Annotated in this window: 26 protein-coding genes and 1 pseudogene; 14 read left to right on the plus strand and 13 right to left on the minus strand. The window is 42.4% G+C overall.

Features of this window, described 5'->3' with window-relative positions; genetic code table 11:
• Positions 1-233: 233 nt before the first annotated feature.
• Positions 234-1,844, plus strand: coding sequence for an Rne/Rng family ribonuclease (locus tag F0145_RS15775; protein WP_150089624.1), 1,611 nt, complete (start codon positions 234-236; stop codon positions 1,842-1,844).
• 75 nt (positions 1,845-1,919) lie between these two features.
• Here the strand turns inward: F0145_RS15775 and F0145_RS15780 are convergent, their stop codons facing one another.
• Positions 1,920-2,585: a porin family protein gene (locus tag F0145_RS15780; protein WP_150089626.1), complete on the minus strand. Its 666-nt coding sequence runs from the start codon at positions 2,583-2,585 to the stop codon at positions 1,920-1,922.
• Positions 2,586-2,666: 81 nt separating this feature from the next.
• On the opposite strand from F0145_RS15780, the gene gldB reads away from it, so the two are divergent.
• Positions 2,667-3,659, plus strand: coding sequence for a gliding motility lipoprotein GldB (gldB, locus tag F0145_RS15785; RefSeq protein ID WP_150089628.1), 993 nt, complete (start codon positions 2,667-2,669; stop codon positions 3,657-3,659).
• Between the two features lie 22 nt (positions 3,660-3,681).
• Here gldB and F0145_RS15790 read toward each other — a convergent pair whose 3' ends face one another.
• The 6 genes from F0145_RS15790 to F0145_RS15815 form a co-directional block, all read right to left on the minus strand.
• A complete protein-coding gene (locus tag F0145_RS15790; RefSeq protein WP_150089629.1) occupies positions 3,682-4,851 on the minus strand; it encodes a glycosyltransferase family 4 protein in 1,170 nt (389 codons plus the stop codon).
• Positions 4,851-6,722 (minus strand): asparagine synthase (glutamine-hydrolyzing), encoded by a 1,872-nt coding sequence (gene asnB, locus F0145_RS15795; protein ID WP_150089631.1) that lies wholly within the window; start codon positions 6,720-6,722, stop codon positions 4,851-4,853. The genes F0145_RS15790 and asnB overlap by 1 nt, the downstream gene beginning before the upstream one ends.
• Positions 6,723-6,934: 212 nt before the next feature.
• The gene (nth, locus tag F0145_RS15800; RefSeq protein ID WP_150089633.1) at positions 6,935-7,609 is read right to left on the minus strand and encodes an endonuclease III; all 675 of its coding nucleotides are present in this window, start codon (positions 7,607-7,609) and stop codon (positions 6,935-6,937) included.
• Positions 7,610-7,627: 18 nt separating this feature from the next.
• Positions 7,628-7,858 carry a hypothetical protein gene (locus tag F0145_RS15805; RefSeq protein WP_150089635.1) on the minus strand — a complete coding sequence of 77 codons (231 nt, stop codon included), beginning with the start codon at positions 7,856-7,858 and terminating at the stop codon, positions 7,628-7,630.
• A complete protein-coding gene (locus F0145_RS15810) occupies positions 7,833-8,429 on the minus strand; it encodes an RNA polymerase sigma factor (protein ID WP_150089637.1) in 597 nt (198 codons plus the stop codon). Before F0145_RS15810 ends, F0145_RS15805 begins: the two co-directional genes overlap by 26 nt.
• A gap of 459 nt (positions 8,430-8,888) precedes the next feature.
• Positions 8,889-9,518 (minus strand): DUF6799 domain-containing protein, encoded by a 630-nt coding sequence (locus F0145_RS15815; RefSeq protein ID WP_150089639.1) that lies wholly within the window; start codon positions 9,516-9,518, stop codon positions 8,889-8,891.
• 285 nt (positions 9,519-9,803) lie between these two features.
• Here F0145_RS15815 and F0145_RS15820 point away from each other — a divergent pair, with 285 nt between their 5' ends.
• Entirely contained in the window at positions 9,804-10,706 is a 903-nt protein-coding gene (locus F0145_RS15820) for a histone deacetylase family protein (RefSeq protein WP_150089641.1), read from the plus strand.
• A 4-nt stretch (positions 10,707-10,710) separates the two neighbouring features.
• On the opposite strand, the gene F0145_RS15825 is transcribed toward F0145_RS15820, so the two are convergent.
• The 4 genes from F0145_RS15825 to F0145_RS15840 form a co-directional block, all read right to left on the minus strand.
• On the minus strand, positions 10,711-10,923 hold the full coding sequence (locus F0145_RS15825; protein WP_150089643.1) for a hypothetical protein: 213 nt from the start codon (positions 10,921-10,923) through the stop codon (positions 10,711-10,713).
• 64 nt (positions 10,924-10,987) lie between these two features.
• Positions 10,988-11,701, minus strand: coding sequence for a methyltransferase domain-containing protein (locus F0145_RS15830; protein ID WP_223816112.1), 714 nt, complete (start codon positions 11,699-11,701; stop codon positions 10,988-10,990).
• Positions 11,694-12,803, minus strand: coding sequence for a type III polyketide synthase (locus tag F0145_RS15835; RefSeq protein ID WP_150089645.1), 1,110 nt, complete (start codon positions 12,801-12,803; stop codon positions 11,694-11,696). The genes F0145_RS15830 and F0145_RS15835 overlap by 8 nt, the downstream gene beginning before the upstream one ends.
• A 95-nt stretch (positions 12,804-12,898) precedes the next feature.
• Positions 12,899-14,023 carry an NAD(P)/FAD-dependent oxidoreductase gene (locus tag F0145_RS15840; RefSeq protein ID WP_317133184.1) on the minus strand — a complete coding sequence of 375 codons (1,125 nt, stop codon included), beginning with the start codon at positions 14,021-14,023 and terminating at the stop codon, positions 12,899-12,901.
• Positions 14,024-14,162: 139 nt separating this feature from the next.
• Here F0145_RS15840 and F0145_RS15845 point away from each other — a divergent pair, with 139 nt between their 5' ends.
• The 8 genes and pseudogenes from F0145_RS15845 to F0145_RS15880 all read left to right on the plus strand — a co-directional run bounded on the left by F0145_RS15845 (position 14,163) and on the right by F0145_RS15880 (position 20,640).
• On the plus strand, positions 14,163-14,546 hold the full coding sequence (locus tag F0145_RS15845) for a T9SS type A sorting domain-containing protein (protein ID WP_150089649.1): 384 nt from the start codon (positions 14,163-14,165) through the stop codon (positions 14,544-14,546).
• A gap of 378 nt (positions 14,547-14,924) precedes the next feature.
• On the plus strand, positions 14,925-15,947 hold the full coding sequence (locus F0145_RS15850) for a LacI family DNA-binding transcriptional regulator (RefSeq protein ID WP_150089651.1): 1,023 nt from the start codon (positions 14,925-14,927) through the stop codon (positions 15,945-15,947).
• A gap of 121 nt (positions 15,948-16,068) precedes the next feature.
• Positions 16,069-17,235, plus strand: a complete 1,167-nt coding sequence (gene galK, locus F0145_RS15855) for a galactokinase (protein ID WP_150089653.1) — start codon at positions 16,069-16,071, stop codon at positions 17,233-17,235.
• 257 nt (positions 17,236-17,492) lie between these two features.
• Complete coding sequence (locus F0145_RS15860) at positions 17,493-18,188, plus strand: hypothetical protein (RefSeq protein ID WP_150089655.1); 696 nt, start codon at positions 17,493-17,495, stop codon at positions 18,186-18,188.
• A 93-nt stretch (positions 18,189-18,281) separates the two neighbouring features.
• Positions 18,282-18,959 (plus strand): homing endonuclease associated repeat-containing protein, encoded by a 678-nt coding sequence (locus tag F0145_RS15865; RefSeq protein WP_150089657.1) that lies wholly within the window; start codon positions 18,282-18,284, stop codon positions 18,957-18,959.
• Between the two features lie 234 nt (positions 18,960-19,193).
• A complete protein-coding gene (locus tag F0145_RS15870) occupies positions 19,194-19,430 on the plus strand; it encodes a hypothetical protein (RefSeq protein ID WP_150089659.1) in 237 nt (78 codons plus the stop codon).
• A 26-nt stretch (positions 19,431-19,456) separates the two neighbouring features.
• A pseudogene (locus tag F0145_RS27020) lies at positions 19,457-19,717 on the plus strand (type II toxin-antitoxin system RelE/ParE family toxin); the annotation flags it as partial.
• A gap of 251 nt (positions 19,718-19,968) precedes the next feature.
• Positions 19,969-20,640 (plus strand): SGNH/GDSL hydrolase family protein, encoded by a 672-nt coding sequence (locus tag F0145_RS15880; protein WP_150089661.1) that lies wholly within the window; start codon positions 19,969-19,971, stop codon positions 20,638-20,640.
• A gap of 314 nt (positions 20,641-20,954) precedes the next feature.
• Here F0145_RS15880 and F0145_RS15885 read toward each other — a convergent pair whose 3' ends face one another.
• Positions 20,955-21,350, minus strand: a complete 396-nt coding sequence (locus F0145_RS15885) for a DUF6960 family protein (RefSeq protein ID WP_150089663.1) — start codon at positions 21,348-21,350, stop codon at positions 20,955-20,957.
• 49 nt (positions 21,351-21,399) lie between these two features.
• Here F0145_RS15885 and F0145_RS15890 point away from each other — a divergent pair, with 49 nt between their 5' ends.
• On the plus strand, positions 21,400-22,743 hold the full coding sequence (locus F0145_RS15890; protein WP_150089665.1) for a neutral/alkaline non-lysosomal ceramidase N-terminal domain-containing protein: 1,344 nt from the start codon (positions 21,400-21,402) through the stop codon (positions 22,741-22,743).
• A 151-nt stretch (positions 22,744-22,894) separates the two neighbouring features.
• Positions 22,895-23,989, plus strand: a complete 1,095-nt coding sequence (locus F0145_RS15895) for an amidohydrolase family protein (protein WP_150089667.1) — start codon at positions 22,895-22,897, stop codon at positions 23,987-23,989.
• A 74-nt stretch (positions 23,990-24,063) separates the two neighbouring features.
• Here the strand turns inward: F0145_RS15895 and F0145_RS15900 are convergent, their stop codons facing one another.
• Complete coding sequence (locus F0145_RS15900) at positions 24,064-24,603, minus strand: hypothetical protein (RefSeq protein WP_150089669.1); 540 nt, start codon at positions 24,601-24,603, stop codon at positions 24,064-24,066.
• Between the two features lie 396 nt (positions 24,604-24,999).
• Here F0145_RS15900 and F0145_RS15905 point away from each other — a divergent pair, with 396 nt between their 5' ends.
• Complete coding sequence (locus F0145_RS15905; RefSeq protein WP_150089671.1) at positions 25,000-25,854, plus strand: hypothetical protein; 855 nt, start codon at positions 25,000-25,002, stop codon at positions 25,852-25,854.
• Positions 25,855-25,950: the final 96 nt, after the last annotated feature.

A 25,950-nucleotide genomic window follows, 5' to 3' on the forward strand; every position in this document is an offset into this window, starting at 1 on the left:
CAAGGTATAAAGCCGGCTCCCGAACAAAAATAAATTTTTAAACAAAAAACATTTAAATTATGCCTTGCGGAAAAAAAAGAAAGAGACATAAAATCTCTACCCACAAAAGAAAAAAACGTCTAAGAAAAAACAGACATAAGAAGAAGTAACCTGCGGTTATTTTCTTTATAACCCACGTTGCTGAGGCAATCGTGGGTTTTAGTATTTTCTTTTATACATAAATCATTACGACATTGAGTAACGAATTAATTATAAATTCTACTCAAGATGGAGAACGGATTGCCCTGTTACAGGACAAACGCCTGGTCGAATTTCACCACGAACGGAACGATACCAATTACACCGTTGGCGATATTTTTCTGGGCACCGTTAAAAAAGTAATGCCGGGCTTAAATGCTGCTTTTATTGATATTGGTTATCAGAAAGACGCATTTTTACATTATCACGATTTAGGCGAACACATAAAATCGCTTAATAAATTTGTTAAAACTACCCAAACCCAGAAAAATACACTGGCCAGACTTAACGGTTTTAAGTTTGAGCCCGAAATAGATAAAACGGGTAAAATTGGGGATGTGCTTAAAAAAGGCCAGCAGGTTTTGGTTCAGATTGTAAAAGAACCAATTTCTACGAAAGGCCCCCGTTTATCCTGTGAGCTGTCGCTGGCGGGTCGGTATTTGGTGCTCGTTCCTTTCTCCAACACGGTGAGCGTGTCGAAGAAAATAGTGAGCAAAGAAGAGCGGACTCGCCTCAAAAGGCTTATTATGTCTATAAAGCCCGAAAATTTCGGCGTTATTATCCGGACTGTGGCCGAAGGCAAAGAAGTGGCTGAGCTTGATAAGGACATGCGCAGCATGGTCGCTAATTGGGATGAAGGGGTAAGGGTACTTAGAACAGCAAAAGAACGCGATAAAGTTATCGGCGAATTAGGACGCTCGTCCTCCATACTGAGAGATATTTTAAACGAGAGTTTTGATAGTATTGTCGTGGATAGTCCGCAACTATACGAGGAAATCAAAACTTACATTGACAAAATTGCCCCGGATAAAGCCAAAATATTAAAGCATTATACCGGTAAGGTGAAAACCTTCGAACACTTTGGCATTGAAAAGCAATTAAAGTCGCTTTTTGGTAAAACAGTGAGCATACCCGGAGGCGGTTACCTGATTATAGAGCATACCGAAGCCTTACACGTAATAGACGTAAACAGCGGTAATAAATCTAATTCAGAAACCGACCAGGAAGCCACCGCGCTAAGTGTAAACATGACCGCCGCCCGTGAGGTAGTAAGGCAATTACGGCTCCGGGATTTAGGTGGCATTATTGTTACCGATTTTATTGATATGAAATCGGCTGAAAACCGGCAAAAGGTTTTTGATGTAGTAAAAGAAGAAATGAAGAAAGACCGCTCTAAATCGACGGTGCTTCCGATTTCGAAATTTGGGTTAATGCAAATTACCCGCCAACGGGTACGGCCCGAACAAAATATTGTAACCGGCGAAGTTTGCCCTTCGTGCGGCGGTACCGGTAAAATTACCGCCAGTATTCTGGTAACCGACCAGATTGAGTCCGCGATTGATGATATGATAACGGTCCAGAATCAGAAAGATTTAACGTTGTACGTACATCCTTTTGTATATTCTTATTATACCAAAGGTTTGGTATCCAAGCAGTTAAAGATGTATTTTAAATATTACAAATGGATAAAGTTTGTGCAGGATACATCGCTGGGAATTACCGATTTTAGGGTGTTAGATGAGCGGGGCGAAGAAATTGAATTGCACGCTACTAATTTAGAACCCAATAATATGCCCGAAAAGCTGGTGGAGGTAGAAACTGCTTAATAACTAACTGGTAAATAACAAAAAGCCCGTAATAATTTTTATTACGGGCTTTTTAATTGTAGTATAAAACTGGTATTAAAACTTTAAGCCTAAGTCCAGGGCTACATAAGTATTTTTTATAGCAATATTGTTGTTGTTAAACTGGCCCCGGTTTTCGTAAAAATTGTCTACGTCTATCAGGCCGCGGTGGTAAGATAAACCGCCAAAAACTTTGGTGCTTTCGCCTAACTGCATTTCTACGCCCGAGCCCAGCAACACACTAATATCTAAAATATTAAAATGGCGGGTATATTTTTCGTTGTTATTGGCCAGCTTTTCGTTATTTACTTTGGCGGTAATGCGCGGGTCTAAAGAGCCACCTGCCTGAAAGTACAGCTTCATATCGGTGGCAATTTCGTTTGTAAATAATTTAAGGGTAACCGGTATTTCCAGGTACTGGATGGCAAATTCATCGGAACTCTTTTGGTTAGCAGTACCATTAGGAGTTAGGTAAGAAACGCCGGCGCCGCGGGTATTGTAAATAAGTCCGGTACTAATTGCGTAATTTTCCCGGAAAAAATAATCGGCAATTACGCCGCCACCAAAATGCGTTTTGGCATTAAGACTTTTAAAACCAAATTCTTTTGGTGCTACTACCCGGTTGGTAGCAATAGAGGGCGTTATTTTTATACCAATTTCCCATTGGGCAAAGGCAGTACCGGTAATTAAGAAAAATAATACAGCTAAAGAGATTTTTTTCATAGAATAAGAAATTAAATAACAGGGCTAATATTTATACGGTTACAAAAAACGTTTCTAATTTTGCTCAAATGTACTTACTTCATGCGTAAACCAATAGCACTTCTTTTTACTCTCTTATTTATTCTAAGTTGTGGTAAACAAAACTGTGAAATAAACACAGCAGTTGCCAAAATTAATGTTAACGTTGATTTAGAACGATTGGAACGAACTTTTTATGCGTTAAAAGATGAAAAAGAGGTAACCGCTTTTTTAAAGCAGCACCCGGTTTTTGCCGACAAATATTTACAGCGCGGCGAATACCCCGGCCAGGAGCAGTTGGTTGGTTCTTTATTACAGCTTATTTGGGAGCCAAACCTGCAGAAGTTTGTAAAGGAAACCGAACAGCATTTTGGTGATATGGCCAGTGTGCAACAAGATTTGACCAATGCTTTTAAGCACCTGAAATATTATTACCCGCAGTTTACGGTGCCGCAAGTAAAAACTTTTGTAAGCGGCTTATTAGGCCCGGATATATTTTTGTCGGATAGCCTGGTAATATTTGGCCTGGATTATTTTGCCGGTAAAAACGCCAGCTTTCGGCCCCAACAGCCCGATTATATTTTAACGCGCTACGAAAAAGAAAATATGGCGCCGGCACTGGTAACCTTAATATCGTCGAAGTATAACAAAACCGACCAGCAGAATACCATGCTGGCCGAAATGGTGAACTACGGCAAGTCTTATTATTTTACCAAACAGATGATGCCTTGCACGCCCGATTCTTTAATTATAGGCTACACCGACCAGCAAATGGCCGATATAACTTACAACGAGGGTAAAATATGGGCCCATTTTGTAGAGAAAAGCTTGCTCTTTGAAACCAGCCATTTTAAAGTAAATAAATATACCGGCGAGCGCCCCAGCGTTCCCGAAATAAGCGCTCGTTGCCCCGGCCGGATTGCCACTTGGGTAGGCTGGCAAATTGTAAAGAAATACATGGCCGAAAATCCGCAGGTAACCTTACCCCAACTCATGGCCAACGACAACGCGCAGCAAATATTTACCCAATCGAAGTATAAGCCCAAGAGGAATTAAATTCGGCTCTAAAAGACTTAAATTAATTTACTTTCGGGAATAGCTGAATATACTCCTGGGCTATTTTCCCGCGGGAAAATTTTTCTACAGCTAATCGACGGGCATTTTGTTGAGCTTCCAGAAGTAAATCTGGGTTTTGCAGGTAAGGCATGAGCTTCTCTACAAAGTCTTGCGGCTTCGTGGGGTCGGCGTAAAATCCGCAATAATGTTCTTCTACCAGGTGTTGTAGCCAACCCGTGGTATTTACAATGGTTAGTTTACCGGCTGCCAGCGAATCAAAAAATTTGTTGGGACTGTTGGTCTGCAGGATTGGTTTGGTATCGAAAGAAGTGTAAGTGGCATGGGCTAAGGCTAAATATTGCCGTACCTGGTCCCGGTTCAGGTGGCCGACCCATGTAATATTTTCCAGTTTTAAATCTGTTGCCAGTTTCTGTAATGCTGCTGTTTCGGCACCGGTACCCGCAATCATAAATTTTACTTGCGTTAAGCCATTTAGTTGGCAGGCATAGGCAGCTTCTAATAAAAAGGCTACCCGGTTAGCCCGGCCTAAAGTACCGATATAGCAAATATTAAAAGGTTCATTAAAGCTGTTCCGGGTAGGAGTAACCGGCGTATAATATTCACAATCGGCCATGTTGGGTAACAGGAATATTTCTTGCGAAGATTTATAAGACTTAATGCCTTCTAATATACCCGGCGATAAGGCAATTACTTTATCAGCTTGCCGGTATATATAATGCTCAAAAATATACAGCAAGTGTTGCACCCAAATATTCCGGATATAGCCTAATTGTATGGGCGCTTCCGGCCATAAATCGCGCACCTCAAAATAAAAAGGAATCTGTCTGAATTTCTTTAAAGCTATTGCTACTAAACCAACCGTGAGCGGGGTAGAGGTGGCGTAACATAATTGAATATTTTTCAGGCTAAAAGCAAGTTTGATGCTCCGGAAAGTAAAGCTTAGGAAGGCCCCAATTCGTTTAAGAAAGCCGAAGCTGTTATCGTAAGCCACCGGCAAATAATGCACTTGTATGCCCGCTACATTTTCCTGGTAATATTTGGGTCCGTTAGAGGCAGTAATCAGTTCTACGGTATGGCCGGCCTCTACCAAGGCTTTGCTTAAATAATACGAACGCAGTGCGCCGCCTTGTTCTGGTTTCCGGAAATACTGATGAATGTAAAGAATGTGCATTAGCCAAAATTATGTGCCAGCCACTTGGCCAGTACAATTAAAGCCCAAATCTCGGTGCTAAAATCGTGGCGGCCCCGCAGGTGTTTTTGCAATAACGTTTGGGTACCGCCAAAATCAATATAATTAAAAACTAGGTGTTCCGGGTTTTGCAGCTCTGCCAGTAAATATTGGTTTTGCGGTTTACGTAGCCATAGGCCCAGCGGCATGCCAAAACCTTCTTTCGAGCGCCGGATAAATTCTTTTCCTTGGTGCTGCGCGAGCAATTCTTTTAATACCCATTTTTGCCCGTGCCGGAATAAAGTTTCCTGCGGCAAGCCGGCCAGAAATAATTGCAGGTTATTTTCGAGGTAAGGCGTTCTTACTTCTAAAGAATGCTGCATAGCAGCTTGGTCGGTTAGGGCTAATACGTCGGATATTAGGTAATGATGCTGATCGTGGCGCAAACACCAGCGGAGCCAGTCAATATTTTCGGTTGGGGCCTGACCGTTGGCGATAGAAGCGGGTCCGGTTTGGCGGAGTAGCTGCTGCAAGCGATAATCCATTGCCGTGAAATTAAGAAAAGTTTGCCGCGGGCTCTTCTGAATTTTATGTGCCAGCTTGTGCCACAACAGAAACTTTTTTCGTAGCGGATGGCTGAAACCGGTAGGAAATAGCGGCACCAAAGGCTTGGCTACTTGCTTAAATAACAACGATTTGCCCTGGTTTTGTAAATATTTGTAAAACGCCCAGTGGCGGTTGTACCCGCCAAATAACTCATCGGCACCGGCACCCGAAAGCGCTACTTTTACGTGGGGCTTTACCTGGCTCGATAAATAAGCCGTTAACAAAGCCGCGCCATCCGCAATTGGCTGGTCCAGGGCTTCCACAAAATTATCGGTTTCGGTTAAAAGCGCATCGCTAATCTCGAAAACGGTATGATTAGCGTCGTACTGCTGGGCGGCTCGTTGGGCAAAGTGGGCATCCTGGGTACCAAAAGAGGTTTCGGCGGTTTGGTGCGCAATGGTAAAAGCCGGAAAATGCCGGTGACCGGCTTTGCGCAGCAATGCCAGCAGCAACGTAGAATCAATGCCGCCGCTCAAAAATAAACCCACCGGTACATCGGCTACCAAATGTTTTTCTACGCTATCCATTAATAACCTTTCGGTGTAATGCACCAGCTGCGTGGGGTTGTCGGCTTTAACGGTAGAGCGTTTGGGACCGGTAAAAGCTACCAAGTTACTTTTGCCGTTGGCGTAATACAAAGCGGTGCCTTCTTTCAGCTCGTGAATGTGCCGGTAAAAAGTCTGGGGTTTGGCCGCGTGTTTATAGTAAAGATAATGCTCCAGTTGGGCTTCATTTAGTTCTTTCGGAATTAACCCGGAGCATATAATGGCTTTTATTTCGGAAGAAACTATAAAATAATCCGGTGTTTCGGCGTAGTACAAGGGTTTAATGCCAAAGCGGTCGCGGGCCAGCCACAGGTGCTGTTCCTGCCGATCGTAAAAGGCCAAACTAAACATGCCGTTTAACTGGCTTAAACCTTGCTGACCTTCCCGAATTAATATTTGCAGAACAACTTCCGTATCAGATTCGGTCTGGAATACGCAGCCTTTTTGTTGCAATAGTTTTCTTAACGCCCGGTAGTTGTACAGTTCGCCATTATACAGCAGCAGGTAGCGTTTATCCGATGATAGAAAAGGCTGGTTGGCCGCATCCGAAGGATCAATAATTTTAAGGCGGTTGTGCCCGAAATAAATTAAGCCGGCACCGTACGGGTCAACTTGTAAGGCCGAATAATCGGGTCCGCGGTGGCGGGTGGCCGCCGTCATTTGCCGGATAGCCTCTTCCGAAGTTTTACCTTTTTTATCAATAATTAAATTAATGCCGCACACAGATTTGAAGGAAGAATTCTTTTAAAGAGTGAATGTGTGAATATTTAATAATTGATAGGTAAAGGGCCGATTAAGTTTACAAAGGTATGGGTACGCATGCAGGAACCCAAATGAAGAAGGAGAGTACTAATCTTATTTAAAGATATTTTTCCGGATTCCCCAACTATAAATTATTGGTAAATCCACACAATCACTGCTTCGCTCATGCAATATTATAGTTTGTTTTCGGGGTCGTCGGGTAAGTTGGGGTAATATTTTTGGTAGAACTCACAGAAGAAAGTGAGCGGGCATTCCTCGCATTTGGGGCGGCGGGCAACGCAAATATAACGACCGTGCAAAATGAGCCAATGATGCGCCTTTGGCACCAGGTCCGTGGGAATATATTTCATCAGTTGGTTTTCTACCGAGCGGGGCGTATGGGCATTTTTTGTAGCCAAGCCAATCCGTTTAGAAACCCGGAACACGTGCGTATCTACGGCCATAGCCGGCTGGTTGTAAATAACCGAAGCAATAACATTAGCGGTTTTACGGCCCACACCGGGTAACTTCTGCAAATCTTCTATGGTGCTGGGAACTTCCGAATTAAATTGCTCGGCCAGCATTTTACCCAGGCCACTTAAATGTTTGGCTTTGTTGTTGGGGTAAGAAATGCTTTTAATGTAAGGCAATATTTCTTCGGGCGTAGCCGCGGCCAGGTGTTCGGGCGTGGGATAAGTCTCCAGCAAAGCCGGGGTAACCATGTTTACCCGTTTATCGGTGCATTGGGCACTCAGTACCACCGCTACCAGCAACTCGTAGGCATTGCCGTACTGCAGCTCGGTTTCGGCTTCCGGAAAATTAGACGTGAAATAATTAATTAAGTGCTGAAAGCGTTCGGGTTTGCGCATAAAAAAAGTTTGCAGCTTTTAATGCTGCAAACTTAAATTTTTGGAATAACTTAAAATAGCACTTATGGTTTTTTCGCGCGGCCCTTTTTCAAATAGTTCCAGGTTGGCTTTTGCAATTAAAAGTTCGGCACATTGCTCGGCCAGGTGCTGATCCTGTAAGAGAAGGGTTTCCAGTTGTGCTTTAGCTTTTCCGTTCAGCTCGTTGTATACATACTGAACCAGTTCATTCTGAGTAAAGGTTTTTATCATAGATTTGAGGGTTAGTCATTTTCTTTCTCAAATTAATGAGGGCATACCGCATTCTGCCTAAGGCGGTATTAATGCTAACACCTGTGGTTTCGGCTATTTCCTGAAAGCTCATATCGGCGTAATGCCGCATAATAAGTACCTCCTTTTGGGCTTCCGGTAATTGCTGAATTAATTCCCGCAGACGATCATGCGTTTCCTCTTTAATCTGCAATGCTTCGATTGACTCTTCTGAAAACGACAGCGTATTAAAAATATTGCCGTTATCTTCGATATTTATCATCGGATTGCGTTTTTCTTTCCGGAAATAATCGATTGCAAGGTTATGAGCAATCCGGCAGATCCACGAGGAGAACTTGCCTTCTTCGTTATACCTACCACTTTTCATGGTATGAATAGCCTTGATAAAGGTATCCTGCAACAGGTCTTCGGCTGTTTCAGTATCTTTAACAATCAGTAAAATAGTAGTATAAACTTTATTTTTATGGCGGTTAACCAAAAGCTCAAAGGCGTTTTCGTTACCTGAAATATAGAGCGAAACCAAAGCGGAATCGCTTAGTTGTATAATATTCATTTTAAAGCTACATAAGGATTAATGTAGAGCTTTATATCATGCGGTTAGTTTAAAAGGTTTATCGTAAAAACAGTTTTGTCTTTATTCAAATTTATGTAAGTATTATTAAAAAAGCAATGGGTTTAAAAAAGTTTATTAAAAAATAAAGTTCATCGGCTTTATTTTTTTAAAAATTTCTAAACATTAATGCACACGTAGTAACCCCCTGATTTATAATATTCAGGCATTTAATTCTATTTTCCCGCAAGTAAGCCCTTACTACCACGACTCCCAATTTGCCTAATTGGTTGCTTGCAGCCAGAAAAAAAGATTAACTATTTAGCAGGTAGGTAATTTAGTAAAAAATATTAACTCAAAAATCAAGCCATTAAAAAGCGCTATTGCTTCGTTTACAGTAAGTTTAAATAAAAAGAGCCCGGTTTAAAACAACCGGGCTCTTTAATTTTGGTTTAATGAAATTTATTTCTTTTGCAGCGTTTCTTCTATTTGTTTAAGCTCCTGCTCCAGCTTCTGCAACTGCTCATCTACTTTTTTTATAGCGGGGCTGTTTTGTTGTTCTTTCACGTTCTTGGCTTTGTTTAGCAAAACGGCTTTTTCTTTAACCAAGGCATTGCGCTCGTTTATAATGGCTACTTTGCGGTTAAACATTTCGGCTTCGGTAGAATTAGGTGATACGGCCAGGCCTTTATCAGTTACTAATAATTCGGTAGCGGTATTGCCTACGGTTTTTTGGGCGTGGTCCTGAATAACATCGTACCGGAACATATCATATTCCAACATTACAATCTGGCCTTCGGTGTTTAAAACATAGCCTTCCTGTATTTTCTGGCGTTTTTTACGCGGCATAATTACCGTGCCATCGCGCAGAACTTTGGTGCCGTTTGGTAAAGTAGCATCTTGGGTAAGCGGGGTTATTTGGCCATTTTTAATTTGTACCATTTTGCCCTGGTGCATGGCGTAGCCATCTTTTAGCCGCGACGGTTGCAAATTCTGGGAAGCGGCCTGCGTACTGGTTTCGGTTTGGGCAAGCGCTAATTCTGCGCCCGAAATAAAAAGAACAGCCAAAAGAAGTAAAAGTGACTTTTTCATAATGGAGAATATTAATTTGTACTAAATATTACGGCCTTTTAGTTAACCTGCGTTACAATAAAAATGCCGGAATATTATTTAAACGATGAAAATAGTAAGAAGAATATAAAAACCAGCATAACTAAGCATTTATGCCGTTTTTAGGCTGAAATATTCTGATTTCTGGTAATCTATTGCCTACAAAAGCTTAATTCCGGCGCGGGTAAAGCATTACAGATTGAGTGTTAGCCGAAAGAATTAAAACAAATATTGCTTTATTTTGTACTGCTAGAAATATGCTTTTACATGCTTAAAATTGCCTGGAATGCCCAGTATGCCCACCCGCTACCTCCCGGGCATCGGTTTCCGATGTTAAAATATGAATTAATACCCGAGCAGTTATTGTACGAAGGTACGATTACGCCCGCCAATCTTTTTTCGCCGGAGCCACTCGATGAAAAAATAGTATTGCTCACGCACGATGCCGACTACTGGCGCCGTTTAAGCCATTTGCAATTAACCCCTTCCGAAATCCGGAAAACGGGTTTCCCGTTATCGGCGGGTTTGGTACAGCGCGAAATAATTATTATGAATGGTACGGTACAAGCATCGCTCTTTGCCCTGGAGTTTGGCATTGGGATGAATATTGCCGGCGGCACGCACCACGCATTTACCAACCGCGGCGAAGGCTTTTGTTTGTTAAACGATATTGCTATTGCGGCTAACTATTTACTTAAGCATCATAATATTTCGCGCATTCTGGTAATAGATTTAGATGTGCACCAGGGCAACGGTACAGCACAAATTTTTGCCCAAGAGCCACGGGTTTTTACGTTTAGTATGCATTCGGGCCATAATTATCCTTTTCATAAAGAACAATCGGATTTAGATGTGCCTTTGCCCGATGGCCTGGAAGATGAGGGGTATTTAAAAATATTGCAGGCCAACTTACCCCGGCTATTTGACCAGGTGCAGCCGGAGTTTGTGTTTTACCAATCGGGTGTAGATATTCTGGCTACCGATAAACTGGGCCGCTTAAAAGTGAGCATGGCCGGCTGCAAAGAACGCGATAGGCTGGTGCTGGAAACCTGCCGGCAGCACCAGGTACCCGTAACGGTAAGCATGGGCGGCGGCTACTCCGAAAAAATAGCCGATATTGTAGAAGCCCACGCCAATACTTTCCGGCTGGCGCAATATTTATATTTTTAGTTGCTTAATCCCGGCTTTTTAACTTTTCGGAACGACCATTAGGGTTATTAGAAGAAATTAAAGATTTGAGCAAGACGTAAATAATGGGCGTAAGTACCGCTAACAGCAGCAGAAAAAATACGGCTTTCATTATTTTAAAAGCAAAAGCAATAAGCAGGGAGGCAATAAATAAAGAACAAAAAAGTAAAAGCCAGAAATAGAGCGAGCGCTTTATCATGGGTTAAGGCATTGCTGCGAATGTTTCTGCATCTAATTTAGTATAAATCAGCTAAATAATAAAGTTATTTATGCATTATTAATTGCCACCGGAATGCCCATTGCCATTGCAGGGTATATTTATTTATATTGGATTTAGCTAATATTACCTGTATTTCAGCTTTCCGGAAAGCCCGCAGTACCGATAGTGGCGCATCGTTTTTTACCAGGTAAGATCCCGAAAAAAGCTTGGTAATATATTTAATAGAATAATACGCCAATGGGTGCCGGTGCAAATCGTTAATAATAACTGCTTTGTTAGCTTGCCGGTATAATTGCGACCACATGTTTTGCAACTGTTCATCCGTAAAATGGTGGCAGAACAAACTGCAAATAATAACATCAAACTTCCGCCCCTGAAATGTTGGCTCAAATATGTTTTCCTGCAGAATATTAATGTTGGCATAATTGCGGCATTTTTGCCGGGCGTAGTTTACCATAAAATCGTTGGCATCTATGCCGGTAAGTTCTACGGAGAGTTGGTGTTTTTTGGCCCATTGGGCAACCACTCTTAAAATATCGCCGCCGCCGCAACCAATATCCGCAATTTTTATAGGTGGCTTAATTTTGCTGGTGCCAGTCGGTTCACGAATTACTTTGTTTAGAGCACTGGTTACTACTTTATTGCCGCCCAACCAATGGTTAATAATTTCTAACTCATCCAGGTTTTTGCGCAGCGCCTCGCCCGATAGGTTCAGGTCATCCATCAGCTCTGGTTCCTGGGAGCGGTGTTTAAACATAATGTACCCGCGTTAACATCGATTCCAACGTAAGGCCGGGGCCAAAGGCAAAACTCAGGACGGGCTCGTTGTGGTGTTCTTCGGTTAAAGATTCCAGCATGGCTTTCAGTACAAACAAAACCGTAGCCGACGACATGTTACCGAAATAGCGCAATATATCGTAGGCGAAGCGGTTGTGGTATTTGGTTATGCCCAGCTCGTGCTCAATGCATTCTAATATTTTGCGCCCACCCGGATGAATGGCAAATAAATTTATATCGGAAAAATTAGTTTTTAAACTGGCGAGTAAATTGGCCGTTAATTGCCCAATTCCTTTTTTAATCATTTCGGGTACGTACGACGATAAAGTCATTTCGAAACCAAAATCCGAAATATGCCAGGCCATTTCTTTTTTACCGGCCGGTACCAAATCGCAATGAAAAGATTCTATTTGCAAACAGGTACTCTCAGTGGGGCGGGCCTGCATGAGTACGGCTGCGGCACCATCGCCGAACAAAGCATTCGAAACCAGGTGGTCGGGTTCTTTGTGTTTCTGAAAATGAATGGTGCAAATTTCGGTACAAACTACCAAAACTTTGGCTTTGGGGTCGGACTGGCAAATATTATCGGCTACTTTTAAGCCGTTAAAAGCGGCGTAACAACCCATAAAATTAATAGCGGTGCGCTGAATAGTGCTGGGCAAAAGCAGTTCTTCCAGAATCTCAATATCCAGGCCGGGGGCGTACATGCCGGTGCAGCTAACCGTAATCAGGTGGGTAATAGAAGCAAGGGTTACTTCCGGAATCTGGCTCAGGCAATCCAGAATAGCCGCCACCGATAAATCCAGGGCATTTTTCTTATACAAGGCCATCCGGCTTTTTACCGTCGGAAACGGTTCCAAATCGGCGGTGTTCGGGAAAAAAGTAAAATCTCCTACTGCTTTGCTGTAATCGTCGAGCACCGTAAAGCGTTGTTCTATGCCCGATACCCGGTATAAGGCTTGTAGTTTACGGGTTTCCGCCGCATCAAAGCCCAAGGCATCGGCCATAAAGCCGGCAATTTGCATTTGGGGTATACACACAGCCGGGTTGGCCGTACCTATGGCACAGATATAACTCTTCATCTTGCTATAATAAGCAAATTAATATTTATTTGTTTAAACAGATATTTTAAACCGGACCAAACAATTAATGTTTTTAATTAAGAAATGCAGGAGCATTAAAAAGGCTTGCCATGGGTTTGTTTCATTAAAAAGCGAACTCCGGCCGGAAACTGTTTAAACGTATGCAAGACCATTTCGGTTAGCACGGGCCGGCCAAACAGCCCTTGCACCAGCCGGCCAGTTTGCAGCCGGCGGCTAAATTCCTGCTGCCATAGCCGGGTATATTTTTTTTCGAGTTGGTCTTGATCCAGGTGGCCCGATAAATATTCCAGTACACAGGTGCTGGCAATTTTGGCAGCGTGTATAGCCATGGCCATGCCGTTGCCGCACAAAGGCGTAATTAACCCGGCTGCATCGCCGCAAAAAAGTACGTGGTTTTCTACGCAGGTTTTGGGCGCAAAAGATATTTCGTTAATTACCTCGGGCTGCGGATACAAAAATTCGGCCTCCCGGAATATTTTTGCTAAATGCGGGTTTTGCGAAAGAATATTTTGCTCCATTTGAGCAATGGTGCCGCTGGCTTTTAAATTAGCGCGGGTGGTTAAGTAGCAAAAGCAATATTTATTTGCTTCTATGGCCGAAATGCCGGCGTAGCCATCTTTAAAATTATGCAGGCAAATTAAATTTTTAGGCTGATTAAAACGGACATGGTATTTTACCCCAATGTAAGGCGAACTGCGCCGGAAAAATTGCCGTTGCAAATGGCGGTCTAAGTTACTGCGTTTGCCGTAGGCGTTTAGCACCAAATCAGTAGCATGTTCTTCGCCGCTGGCAAGTTTCAGCCGGAATTTATTTTTTTCATAAGCTTGTTCCTGCACCGTGGTTCCTTCCCGGATTACGGCACCGGCTTCGCGGGCCACTTGCACCAAGTAATTATCTAAGGTGTAGCGGCTAACACCAAAACCGCCTAAATCCAGCGGCGAGGTTAAGGCATTACCCGAGGGCGCACTCAGTAGAAAATTATCTATGTGGGCTGGCCCCAGCGCATCTATCGCTACGCCTAAACTTTCCAGATAAGGCCGTACTTCGTTGGAAATGTATTCGCCGCAAACTTTATGAAAAGGGTATTTTTTCCGCTCGAACAAAGTAACCGGTACGCCGGCTTTGGCTAAAGCTATGGCACTAACCAAACCGGCTAAGCCGCCCCCCACAATGCTTATATTTTTAGAATTTTCGATAATACAATCCTGCTATTAATAAAATACAACATATTAAAGAGAAAAGCTACCACTTTTATGAATAAAAGCAAAACCATAGTAATTTTTAGCACGTTAGCAAAACTGAACAAGGTTATGAGTTGAATGAATTTGATTTTGTTGTATGAAAAGAAAATTACTACTGGTTTTTACATATATCGTAATGGGTTCGGTGGGCTTTGCCCAAACTGCCCCCGAAGTGGAGGTAACAAAGAGCGCGCCGCAAAGCAGCCCTTTTAATCGGGCGGCTGATAACGATGATAAAAAGATAGATGTTTATCCTAACCCCAGCACGGGTATTATAAACCTGACACTAACTGGCTTTAGAGGAAAGAAAACCGAACTTCAGGTAGTAAATGTAATTGGCAGCATTATTTACCGCGAGGTATTGAGCGACAACGAAACGAGCCGGAAAGTACTTGACCTGACCAAAGAACCCAGTGGGCTTTATTACATTAAAATACAATCGGATGGTTACAGCGAAATCAGAAAAATAATTATTAACTAATTAGGGTTAAGCTTAGCCGCCCCCGCAGTAATAAATTCGCCTATTTGCAAAACTACCAGGCATGGTTTAGTAGTTTTGCGGGTAGGCGAATTTTTCTATTAGCGCTAACCTTTAAATACGCCAGACTTTTTTCGGGCGTTATAGATAAAGTCAGAACTTAGCTAAACTAACTAAAGCAGAAAAAAGTAACCTGGTTCCCCGCCTAAGTTTAGGAGGAGTTAGGGGTGGTTGTTTTTCTTAGTTCAGTTTCCGAAAAGTTCTTTCGCCGTACATATAAATACAGTAGTACCGCACAGCGGCGAAAAGAAATATGAACACAACTTGTTCTAACAACAGGTATGTTAATATATTTGGGTTCGCTTGCAGCAATAAGCTAACATGAAAAACCGGCCCGTTACCATAAAAGATATTGCCCGCAAATTAAATATATCGGTTTCTACGGTTTCGCGGGCGCTTCGGGGTTCCTTCGATATTAATCCCGAAACTAAAAAATTAGTGCTCGATTTAGCCGCCGAACTCGATTATCAGCCCAACTCCATTGCCTTAAGCCTGGTAAAAAGCAAAACCAATGTTGTGGGCGTTATTATTCCGGATATTACCATTCCTTTTTTTGCGTCGGCTATTAAGGGCATCCAGGAAGTAGCTTCGGCGGCCGGTTATAACGTTATGATTTGCCAATCGGGCGAGTCGGAAGAAACCGAAAAAAATAATACGCAGGCCTTGCTGTCCAGTAGGGTAGCCGGGCTAATTGTATCGGTATCGGGGCATACCAAAAATTTCGACCACTTTAAAAATGTGCAGCGCCGGGGCGTACCTTTGGTATTTTTTGATAGGGTAAGCGAAGAAATAGAAGCCTCTAAAGTACTGGTAGATGATTACAACGGCGCTTTTAAAGCCGTAGAACATTTAATTCAGATGGGCAATAAACGCATTGCGCACCTGGCCGGGCCAGAACTGCTAAAACTTACCCAAAACCGCAAAAGCGGCTACCTCGATGCCTTGCAGCAGCACCACTACCCCGTAGACCCCGACCTGATGATTCACGTGGAATTTAACCGGAAACAGGCGTATGAGGCTACCAACCGACTGCTAAATTTACCCAACCCGCCCGATGCTATTTTTGCCATTAGCGACCGGGTTGCTATTGGCGCCATTATGGCCCTGAAAGATAAAAATAAGCGCATTCCAGAAGACGTAGCCGTAGTGGGTTTTGGCAACGAAGCTACTTCGTCTATTCTGGACCCGGCCTTAACTACCGTTATGCAACATCCTTTTGAAATGGGTAAAATTGCCGCGCAGCTTTTTCTGGAACAAATTAATACCGAGCCGGAAGCTTATAAACCCCAAACCGAAATATTAGACACTGAGCTGATTGTAAATAAATCGTCGAAGCGTATATAAAATATTAAAGCAGCCATTGGTCCGGAATAAGCTTTAAAACCCGAAGCCGAAAACCAAAAATGCTAACCTGCGTGTAGCAGGTATTAAGTTTTTAAGGAACGTATAGTTAAACCACAAAACTATGAATACCGAACTGGAAAAATATATTCAAAGTACCAGCAGTTATTTCGAAGAAAAATACGGCGCTGCCCCCACTTTAGTAGCTTACGCCCCCGGCCGCATTAATATTATTGGGGAACATACCGATTATAATTTGGGGCTCTCGATGCCGGCGGCCATAAACCGTTGGGTAATTGTTTGTTTGCGCCCGCGTCCCGACCAAAATATTTCGGTTACCAGCCAGAATTACCACGATAAAATGGAATATACCCTGGGGCAGGATTTTACGCCCGGCGATAGTTGGGAAAAGTACGTGTACGGCTGCATTACCATTTTTAATAATCAATATAATTTAAATAAAGGTTTTGAAGCCGTTATCTGGGGCAATGTGCCTATTGGTTCGGGCGTATCGTCGTCGGCGGCCATAGAAGTAGCCCTCATGAATGCTTTGCGCGCGGCTTATGCTGCCGATATGGACGACCTGACTTTGGTAAAAATGTGCCAGCGCGTGGAGCACGAATATTTAAAGGTAAACAGCGGCCTTTTAGACCAATACGCCTCGCAGTTTTCGCGCGAAGGCAAGCTCATGATTCTGGACTTTAACCAGTTGAGTTCCGATTATGTAGATGCCGACATGAAAGACTGGGCCTGGATTTTGGCCGATACCAAAGTAAAGCGCGAGCTGGCCGGTAGTAAATATTCGGAGCGGGTGCGCGAAACCGCCGATGCTTTGCAGGAAGTAAAAAGCAAAGACAGCAGCGTGCAAGGCTTCCGCGATATAACCGAAGAACATATAACGCTTATTTCGGACTCGGTGCAGCAAAAACGCATCCGGCACTTGGTGCTCGAAAACCAGCGGGTGTTACAAGCCGCCGAAGCCCTGAGCCAGAAAAACTTTGAAGAACTGGGTAAACTCTTAACGGCCTCGCACCAATCGTTGCGCGACGATTATGAGGTAAGCTGCCCCGAGCTGGATTTTCTGGTTGATACGGCTTTGCAATTGCCGTATTGCGCCGGCAGCCGCATGATGGGCGGCGGTTTTGGCGGTTGTACCATCAGCCTGGTGCGGAAAGATGCCGTACATAAATTCAGTAATTTCTTAACCGACGAATACGCCCGCGAGTACGATATTGTAACCGAACTAAATAATTACCAACTCGTAGACGGCGCCGGTAGTTACAAAATATAAAGAAACAATTATTTTCCTGGCCATTAAGCCAGACTACTATTGCAGCAGGTAAGGCACAAATAAATATTTCCGTAAATCTTAAACTCCTTACAAAAGGAAAGCATCTAAGACCGAAAGATGCTTTCCTTTTTTTATTTATACTTGTTTAAATATATAGTATATTCGTTAATCCAGTTCCGTTTAGCCAGCTAACGGGGGTGTGATAACCGGAACAAACTCCGTTTAGCAGCTAGTTAGCCATAATTAAATTTATAAAAATGAATCATCAAGAAAAGAACGAGCTTTTAATGGCAGAATACGAGATTTATTTCTCTGAATTGCAAACAAAATTTGATGAAGAGACAAAAGCTACATTGTCTTTGCCATTACTAATGCATATTTTTCCAGAATATGATAACTTGGCTAGGAAAGTTATGGTTGTTGGACAAGAAACTAAAGGCTGGTACGGTGCCTTGTCAGACACAACTAAAAACCCGACCAATATAATTGGATGTTACAAAAAATTTGAATTAGGAAAAGATTATTATAGCAGTCCGTTCTGGAGATTTGGGAAAACCCTTTTTTCTAAACTAAACCCTTCTAACAATCCCAACGGATTACTTTGGACAAACTTGTCAAAGGTTGACCAAAATGGTAGTGGCGTAAACCAAGATGTGCGGAAAAAGAACAAGGCCGGCTACGATTTATTGGTTAAAGAAATCGCAATTACCAAACCTGAGATAGTTGTTTTCTTGACCAGTTGGAGAGAAGACGATACCTTAAAAGCGACATTCGGAAAAGTTACTTTCGAAAAAATAGAGGATATTCCTTATGAATACTTGGTTCGCGTGAAAAATGAAAACCTTCCACACAACACCTTCAGAACTTACCATCCTAGATTTTTAAATGACAGTACCCGTTCAAAATACACTATCAATGAAATTATTGAGAAAGTAAAAAATAACTGTGGCTAACAAGGTATATAAACCAAACTTCGGCTTCGCCTCGTTCGCTTCATATACTAACCGTTAGCGGTAACCCTAAAAAACAGACACGACACGAGAGATATGAAATTTGTACTAAAACCAAATAATAGAAATGCGTCAGACCAAGACTTACTTGACGACATAAAAAGGGTGGTAAAAGAACTTAACAAAGAAACCATTACAAGGGACGAGTACGATGAAAAAGGTAGATTTAGTGAAGGAACTATTAGAAAAAGATTTGGGGGTTGGTTGAATGCACTTGAAAAAGCAGGATTTTCAGAAACGAGGAATTATAATATTGAAAATGATGACCTCATAAAAAACATTGAAGATGTTTGGATTAAACTTGGCCGACAACCTTTTACTACGGACATGAAAGTTCCTTTATCAAAATATACCAGCGAAACCTATCGCAGAAGGTTTGGAAGTTGGCAAAAAGGACTTGAAGCATTTATTGAATATATTAATTCTGACGAAGACAAAAACGAAGAACCTGCATCTGAAGAAAAAACACAAGAAAAGGAAAAAGAGTATAAGCATAAAACAAAAAGATTTCCAAGTGAAAGACTGAAAGTTCAAGTCTTAATGAGAGACGGAAACAAATGCAGACTTTGTGGTATTACACTAACAGGAGACAATATTCACTTCGACCATATATTAGCTTGGTCAAAAGGCGGAGAGACAGAATTAGAGAATCTTCAAATACTTTGTGCTCCGCATAATCTTGCTAAAGGCAATGTAGAATATGAATCTAAATAAGACAATCTCGCAACGAACGGACAGAAGGGCAACCGCTAACAGCAGCTACAAGAAATTGGCGGTTCAGTGGTTATATGAAGCTTTGTGCTTCTTGTTAAGTTCAGTGGTGGCAGAAAGTTTTGTGCTCCGAAATCGCCAACTTCTTGTAGCTGCAACCCGTTAGCGTAACCTAAAAACCGAAGAACATGTTAAAATTTATTTTCGTATCTTTATAATTAAACAAATTAGTTTACCATGTCAACAGTAGAATTAAAAGAAAGATTAATACATAAAATCCTGCACACCGATAGTCCTGAGCTTTTGGGGGAAATACTTAGACTTCTTGAAATTGAAAATGAGGAAGTAGAAGTAGTAAAGCTATCAAACCAGCAGAAACAAGCTATTATGAAAGGCCAGGAAGATATAAAGAACGGGCATTTCTTGACAAATGAACAGGCTGACAAAGAAATTGATGAATGGCTAAACAAATAATATGGTCATTCTAAGCCCAATCTGACCGAAAAGAAATATTACAATATTGGATTAAGAGAAACCAATCTAAAACGTATAGCCAAAAACTTCACTTGCTGTTTCGGGAAGCAGTAAAATTAATAGCCCAACATCCTAATATCGACGCTCCTACTGAATTTGGACAAGTGCGGTGCAAAGTGGTACGAGATTACCAAATATTCTACGAACAAATGGAAAATTCTATCCATATATTAACAATTTGGGACACTAGGCAAAACCCAGAAAAACTACCTAATAAATTAAAATAAAAAGGCCACCGCTAACCCTGTACATATAAAAACCCTGCTACGCTAGCTTCGCCGTAGTTTAGATGAGGGCATTAACTAGATTTTAAGACGTTCCACTTATCTCCAAAATTATAATTTATTAGCCCTTAAGCGCACACTTCCCATAACGGCAATTAATATATAGCGAGTTAAATTTAATTTCTTTATTTTGCCTCGTGTAGAACTGGTAACAACCAGTTAGCCCAATTATTAATTTATCAGAATATTTATTTATGCCGCTTTCTCGTAAAATTTTCCTGTTTTTAGTTTTTACTTTAATAAGCCTATCGCTTCGGCAGGGAGTATTTGCCCAAACGCTTCAGAAATTTGAGAAGGAAATTATTGCTTTTGAACAGGCTGATAAAGCCAATCCGCCCAAGAAACGTAGCATTGTGTTTACCGGGAGTTCTTCTATCCGGTTGTGGAACGACTTATCAGCATACTTTCCGGGTAAAACCATCTTAAACCGTGGTTTTGGCGGGTCGCAAACCGATGAAGTAGTGTATTACGCCGACCGGATTGTAACGCCTTATAAACCCAAGCAGGTAGTAATTTACAGCGGCGATAACGATATAGCTTCGGGCAAATCCCCCGAGAAAGTACTAGCCGATTTTGAAACCTTATTTTCTAAAATCCGAGCAACCTCGCCCAAAGCCACGGTTACCTATATTTCTATTAAGCCCAGCCCATCGCGTAAGCAGCATTTGCCCAAAATTAACCAGACCAACGCCCTGATTAAAGATTTTTTAGCGAAAGAAAAGCGTACGGCTTACGTTGATGTGTACAACCCCATGTTGCTGCCCAACGGCAAACCCAAACCCGAGTTGTTCCGGGCCGATAGCCTGCACATGACCAAAGCCGGCTACGATATTTGGGCCCAGGTGCTTAAACCTTATTTAAAATAGTTACTTACCTGCCAATTTTTAGTTGAGCACAAAAAGCCCCCGGTGATATAAATATTGCCGGGGGCTTTTTGTTCTAATTATATCAACTCAAATATAAATTATTGCCGCATTGCCCTTTCTTCCCAGATGACCTTTAGCTACCGGGGTTTCCTGCTTAGCTAAGGAGGGGCAGGGGTGGTTTGACAATAATTATTAAAACGATAAAGTAAAAGAAACAACGGCTGCAGCTACTGGCATTGGCCAAAAGGGACTATAAAAATCAGACTGGTTATGCAAGTAGGTATTATCTCAATATTTTAAAACCGGCTAGCGGTCTAAGTTTTTCTTAGTTCATCGGCGCGGAATCGTTGGGTAATTTCCTGTTTGCCCTGCCGGATTTGAAAGTAAGCCTGATCTTCGGAAGTATGCCAGTAAATATTAAATATTTCGCCGCGGAGCCGCAGTTGGCCGGGCGTGCGGTTAACTTCTTCTACTATATCGCCAAAAGTAAAAGGCAAGTTTGCTACCCGCGAATAAAGGTCGGGTTCTACTTTAAATTGTTTATGTCCGTATTGCAAAACCAGCCAGCGCTCGTTTTCTTCTATTTTTTCAAAAACCTTATCGGCCGGGTTTATGGCTTCAAAATCGCGGCGGTTAGCCGGGTGAATATACGAATAACCGTGGGCCGGAAACCACGGATAAATACCAAACTCTATTGCTTTGCGGAGCATCCTTTGTACTTTTAAAAAATAATTACGCACAAAATTACGGAGGGTATCGGTGCCGGTCAATAAATTCAGAAATCTATTTTATAGCTGCCTGCTTTTACTAGGGGCAATTTTACTGAACGCCTGTTTACCGGTAAGTAAAGCGCCCTACACCCAAAAAAAATATTACCACAAAACCAAAAGCACTATTGCCCAATTACCCGCCGCGCAAAACCTACCCGATACGGTGCAGGTGGGCTGGGCCAAGGTAAATATTACCCCCACGCACCAGGCGCCTTTGGCCGGTTACGGCAAGCGCAAAGGCAAGCGCCTGACCGGTATTCATGATTCTATTTGGGTGCGGGCTTTTGTGTTTAAAAACAAAACGCAACAAGTTGCTTTAGTAACCATGGATTTGCTGATTGCGCCCATGTCGGTGCGGGAAATGCTGGCCGAAAAATTACCCGCTATTGGTTTCTCGAAAGCCCAGGTTTACCTGACGGCCACCCACGCCCACAGCAGTTTGGGCGGCTGGGCGAAGAAGCCGGCCGGTTTTGTAATGGCCGGTAAATACAGTAATAAAATTGTAGCGGGTTTAACCCAGGCTATTCTGCAAGCCATTAAACAAGCCGAAAACAACGCTGCCCCAGCCCAAATAGGTTTTACAACTTTAGCTGCCGATAGTTTGGTCGCCAATCGTTTGGTAGGTGCCCAGGGCTATCGCGATACCCGGTTACGCTTACTTAAGATGCAAAAAAATACCGGCGAAACGGCCGTATTGGTTACATACGCAGCCCATGCTACCTGTTTGCCGGCCGCCGAACTAAATATTTCCGGCGACTACCCCACGGCCTTGGTACAACTGCTGGAGAAAGAACCCCAGATAAATTTTGCCGCTTTTAGTGCCGGGGCCGTGGCAAGTCACAGTCCGGCTGCGGCGGGTAGCGGCTACCAAAAGGTAAGTAACATGGCGCAGGGTTTAGCTAAATTAGTTCGCCAGCATCAACCGCAAATATTACTAGGTTACCAGTTTATTCTAAACGCGCTGGAAGTACCGTTATATTTGCGCCCACCGCACTGGCGCTTTGCGCAAAACTGGCGTTTTCACCCGGCTTTGTTTTATTTAGTGTTCGGCAAATATCCGGCTACGCTTTCGGGTTTGCGTATTGGCAATATATTATTTGCCGGAGCGCCCTGCGATTTTTCGGGCGAACTGGTGCCGGACTTGGAAGCGTCGTTAACCTCCAAGCAAGAAAAGCTGATGGTAACCAGTTTTAACGGTGGCTACGTGGGCTACATTACCCCCGATAAATATTACCACCTAAAAAAATACGAAACCCGCGACATGAACTTTTACGGGCCAGGTAACGGTGCTTATTTATCTGAAATGATGCGCTTGCTGCTGCAAAAGCTATAAAGCATTTTGGGCTAATAATATTTAATAGCTCATTAACTCCAATGCGGGAAATATTACTGGTAATATTTGTTACAAGTTCCTGCCAATTAAAGCAAAAATTTATTTGTGGGTTTAAGCAAATTATTATATTTGGTTTGAACCTATGTGCTTTATGCTGAAAAATAAAATAATATTAATTGGGCTGGGCTTAGCGTTGGCTTTTTCGGGCTACGGCCAGGAAATGTCTTTTGAAGAATACGAGCCAAAATCGGGATTAACGGTGCCGGAGCATCCGGTAAAGCGGGCTAAATATCCGTTTATAGATGTGCACAACCACCAGAATGCCACCATGAATAAAGAAGTCCTGGCAAAACTGGTGAAAGACATGGATGGCATTAATTTGCAAACCATGGTAAATTTAAGCGGCGGTACCGGCGAAAATTTAAAAAGTGGATTGGCCAACATGAAAGGCAATTATCCTAACCGGTTTTTGCTGTTTGCCAACGTAGATTTCAAAAATATTGACGATCCGGATTTTGGCCGGAAAGCCGCCGCCCAACTGGAACAAGATGTGAAAAACGGTGCGCAAGGCCTCAAAATATTCAAGAATCTGGGTTTAACCTTAACCGATAAAAACGGGAAACGCATTGCCACTGACGACCCGCGCTTAGACCCCATCTGGGCTAAATGCGGCCAGTTAGGTATTCCGGTGCTTATTCATACCGGCGAGCCCAAGCAATTTTTCGATCCGCAGGATAAAAATAACGAGCGCTGGCTCGAACTAAAACAATTCCCCAGCCGGGCCCGCCCTGCGGATAAATACCCAAGTTGGGAGCAGGTAATGGCCGAACAGCACCGTATGTTTAAGAAGCACCCTAAAACCAAATTTATTAATGCTCACCTGGGTTGGCTGGGCGGTGATTTAGCGCGTTTGAGTAAAATAATGGACGAAATGCCCAATATGTATACCGAAATTGGCGCTGTGTTGGCCGAGTTGGGACGGCAACCCCGCTTTGCCCGCGACTTTTTTATTAAGTACCAGGACCGCATTATGTTTGGGAAAGATAGCTGGGAACCAACCGAATATTATACCTATTTCCGGGTGCTGGAAACCAACGACGAATATTTCGATTATTACCGTAAACGGCACGCCTTCTGGAAAATGTATGGCTTAAATTTGCCCGACGAAGTACTGAAAAAGCTATATTATAAAAATGCCTTAAAAATAATTCCAGGCATTGATGCCAAAGCCTTTCCAAAATCTTAGAGCAACCAGCCCTACAATAAAAACGCCTGCTTCTTTCCAGAGCAGGCGTTTTTATTTTTAGCTAAACTTAAAGTTTAATCGTTCTTTTTATTTACCCTAACATCGTTATTCGGGTTGTTTTTGCCTTCGTGGCCGCTGCTTTTACCACCGCCCCGGCCGTCTTTATCGCCACCTTCGCGATTAGCGCTACCAGTTACGGCACCCGGCCCGGAATCTTGCCGGTTCCAGCGGGTTTGTTTTATTTCGTCCGAATAATCGGCGTTGGTATAGCCGTATTTCATATCCTGGTCGGCGCTGGAGCCATCTTTTAACGACCCGGCGCCCCGGATTTCACCGGAACTGGTATGATCACCTTTTTTAATGGTGTGGTAATTATTTTCTGATTTATAACCTTGTTCGCCGGCTTTGCTTTGGTGTTCGCCGGGGCCACCGCCCTGGCGGCCTAATTTATTGTCGCCGCTATCAGTAACCGGGCGGCGTTCGCCGCTTTTAAATTCGGCGGTTGTTCCGTTGTCGTCGCCGCTCGGATGCTGCACGGCCTCATCCATGTTATGGCGGTTGTGTATATTATCGGGTGAGCGGTGATCGCTGTTGCCTTTATGATTTCCCTTCATCTTCTTAAGTGTTTAAAAGTCCGTAATAAAAGAGGAACAGTATGGGTTTACGGCTACCTTCAACAGATAGTTTTTTTGTTAATAGGAATATTTCTGTAAAATTAAATTTTTTGGGTTATAAACAGATAATTATTACAAGCTGGCAAACTTAAAAATAGCCCACCGGTAAAAGCACTTGGATGCTGGCAAACACGTATATAATTATTTTCTGGGGCGCTTATTGCTGCGAGAAAAGCAAGCAGAACCTAGAACTAAATAGGCTTGTCTTTTTATTCATACTTACTTTTACATATAGTATATTCGTTAGTCCAGTTCCGTTTAGCCAGCTAATGGGGGTGTGATAACCGGAACGAACTCCGTTTAGCAGCTAGTTAGGCAAAATACAATAATTATAAAATGATAGATGAATTAGATGACTATTTTGAATACACTTGCATGGATATAGAATTTGATACTATTCAAATTAAGAAAAGACATGAAAGTATTAATTCAAAATTCACTGAAGCTGCAAAATCTTGGGATAAAGTTCTAAACTCTCAATGGATTGCTAGAGACTATCTTGCAGTAAAAATGATACTGTCATCTAGTATACTATTAAGTTCTGTTCAATTTGCAAATGAAAAAAACTTACGAATTGTTGAGCCCTATCTAATATATTACTCTCTGTTAAGTTGTTCTCGTGCGGTTATATTTACATCTCCATTCACTGATTGGAATAATGGTGAGCTTTTTACCATGACTCATAAGAAGACTATTAACATAGTTGGAGATATCATTTCTCAATACTGTAAGTCTAAGGGTGAAGAAATTAAGTCATTTATTGATTGGGCAAGAGAGTATAGAGAAATATTCTCATATAAATTCCCTTCCAATGGATTGACAGAGCATCATTTATCACTAGACAAGACTATAGAAGTTTGTACTTTATTATGTGAAATTGCTCAATTTCAAAGCAAGATACTTGAGAATGCAATTGATAAACACGTAAAATCAGACTTTCAGTTAGATTGGAACATATTAGGTGTAGGTTATAAATATGGAGATGCAAACTTTAAATTTATAGATAAAGAAGATGGCTATCGATTAGATTACATTTACAGAAAACAAAAACGTCCATATAGCCTACATTTGATTATGACAGAAGGTATGGTAGAAGATTTTTTTGGAGCCTGGTATCCAGAAGATGATTCAAATTTAAATGAAGTTTATAATCCAGATGCTAATTGGCAAATAATATTCCCTGTACCATAAAATAGAATGTACTTTGCCTAACAACACCTAAACGCCATGCTTCGGCCGACGGCCTCGCCCGTCGCTTAGTCTAACCGTTACCTGCAATCTTAAACC

This window comes from Adhaeribacter rhizoryzae (assembly GCF_008629685.1).
Lineage (GTDB): Bacteria > Bacteroidota > Bacteroidia > Cytophagales > Hymenobacteraceae > Adhaeribacter > Adhaeribacter rhizoryzae.

Bases quoted from the DNA above. Each gene is read 5' to 3' on its own strand.
- F0145_RS15835 (WP_150089645.1), bottom strand. From the start codon at position 12,803: ATGAAGAGTTATATCTGTGCCATAGGTACGGCCAACCCGGCTGTGTGT.
- F0145_RS15850 (WP_150089651.1), top strand. From the start codon at position 14,925: ATGAAAAACCGGCCCGTTACCATAAAAGATATTGCCCGCAAATTAAAT.
- F0145_RS15905 (WP_150089671.1), top strand. From the start codon at position 25,000: ATGATAGATGAATTAGATGACTATTTTGAATACACTTGCATGGATATA.
- F0145_RS15810 (WP_150089637.1), bottom strand. From the start codon at position 8,429: ATGAATATTATACAACTAAGCGATTCCGCTTTGGTTTCGCTCTATATT.
- F0145_RS15860 (WP_150089655.1), top strand. From the start codon at position 17,493: ATGAATCATCAAGAAAAGAACGAGCTTTTAATGGCAGAATACGAGATT.
- F0145_RS15825 (WP_150089643.1), bottom strand. From the start codon at position 10,923: ATGATAAAGCGCTCGCTCTATTTCTGGCTTTTACTTTTTTGTTCTTTA.
- galK (WP_150089653.1), top strand. From the start codon at position 16,069: ATGAATACCGAACTGGAAAAATATATTCAAAGTACCAGCAGTTATTTC.
- F0145_RS15870 (WP_150089659.1), top strand. From the start codon at position 19,194: ATGTCAACAGTAGAATTAAAAGAAAGATTAATACATAAAATCCTGCAC.
- F0145_RS15845 (WP_150089649.1), top strand. From the start codon at position 14,163: ATGAAAAGAAAATTACTACTGGTTTTTACATATATCGTAATGGGTTCG.
- F0145_RS15900 (WP_150089669.1), bottom strand. From the start codon at position 24,603: ATGAAGGGAAATCATAAAGGCAACAGCGATCACCGCTCACCCGATAAT.
- gldB (WP_150089628.1), top strand. From the start codon at position 2,667: ATGCGTAAACCAATAGCACTTCTTTTTACTCTCTTATTTATTCTAAGT.
- F0145_RS15880 (WP_150089661.1), top strand. From the start codon at position 19,969: ATGCCGCTTTCTCGTAAAATTTTCCTGTTTTTAGTTTTTACTTTAATA.
- F0145_RS15865 (WP_150089657.1), top strand. From the start codon at position 18,282: ATGAAATTTGTACTAAAACCAAATAATAGAAATGCGTCAGACCAAGAC.
- F0145_RS15820 (WP_150089641.1), top strand. From the start codon at position 9,804: ATGCTTAAAATTGCCTGGAATGCCCAGTATGCCCACCCGCTACCTCCC.
- F0145_RS15790 (WP_150089629.1), bottom strand. From the start codon at position 4,851: ATGCACATTCTTTACATTCATCAGTATTTCCGGAAACCAGAACAAGGC.
- F0145_RS15885 (WP_150089663.1), bottom strand. From the start codon at position 21,350: ATGCTCCGCAAAGCAATAGAGTTTGGTATTTATCCGTGGTTTCCGGCC.
- F0145_RS15895 (WP_150089667.1), top strand. From the start codon at position 22,895: ATGCTGAAAAATAAAATAATATTAATTGGGCTGGGCTTAGCGTTGGCT.
- F0145_RS15815 (WP_150089639.1), bottom strand. From the start codon at position 9,518: ATGAAAAAGTCACTTTTACTTCTTTTGGCTGTTCTTTTTATTTCGGGC.
- F0145_RS15805 (WP_150089635.1), bottom strand. From the start codon at position 7,858: ATGATAAAAACCTTTACTCAGAATGAACTGGTTCAGTATGTATACAAC.
- F0145_RS15780 (WP_150089626.1), bottom strand. From the start codon at position 2,585: ATGAAAAAAATCTCTTTAGCTGTATTATTTTTCTTAATTACCGGTACT.
- F0145_RS15830 (WP_223816112.1), bottom strand. From the start codon at position 11,701: ATGTTTAAACACCGCTCCCAGGAACCAGAGCTGATGGATGACCTGAAC.
- nth (WP_150089633.1), bottom strand. From the start codon at position 7,609: ATGCGCAAACCCGAACGCTTTCAGCACTTAATTAATTATTTCACGTCT.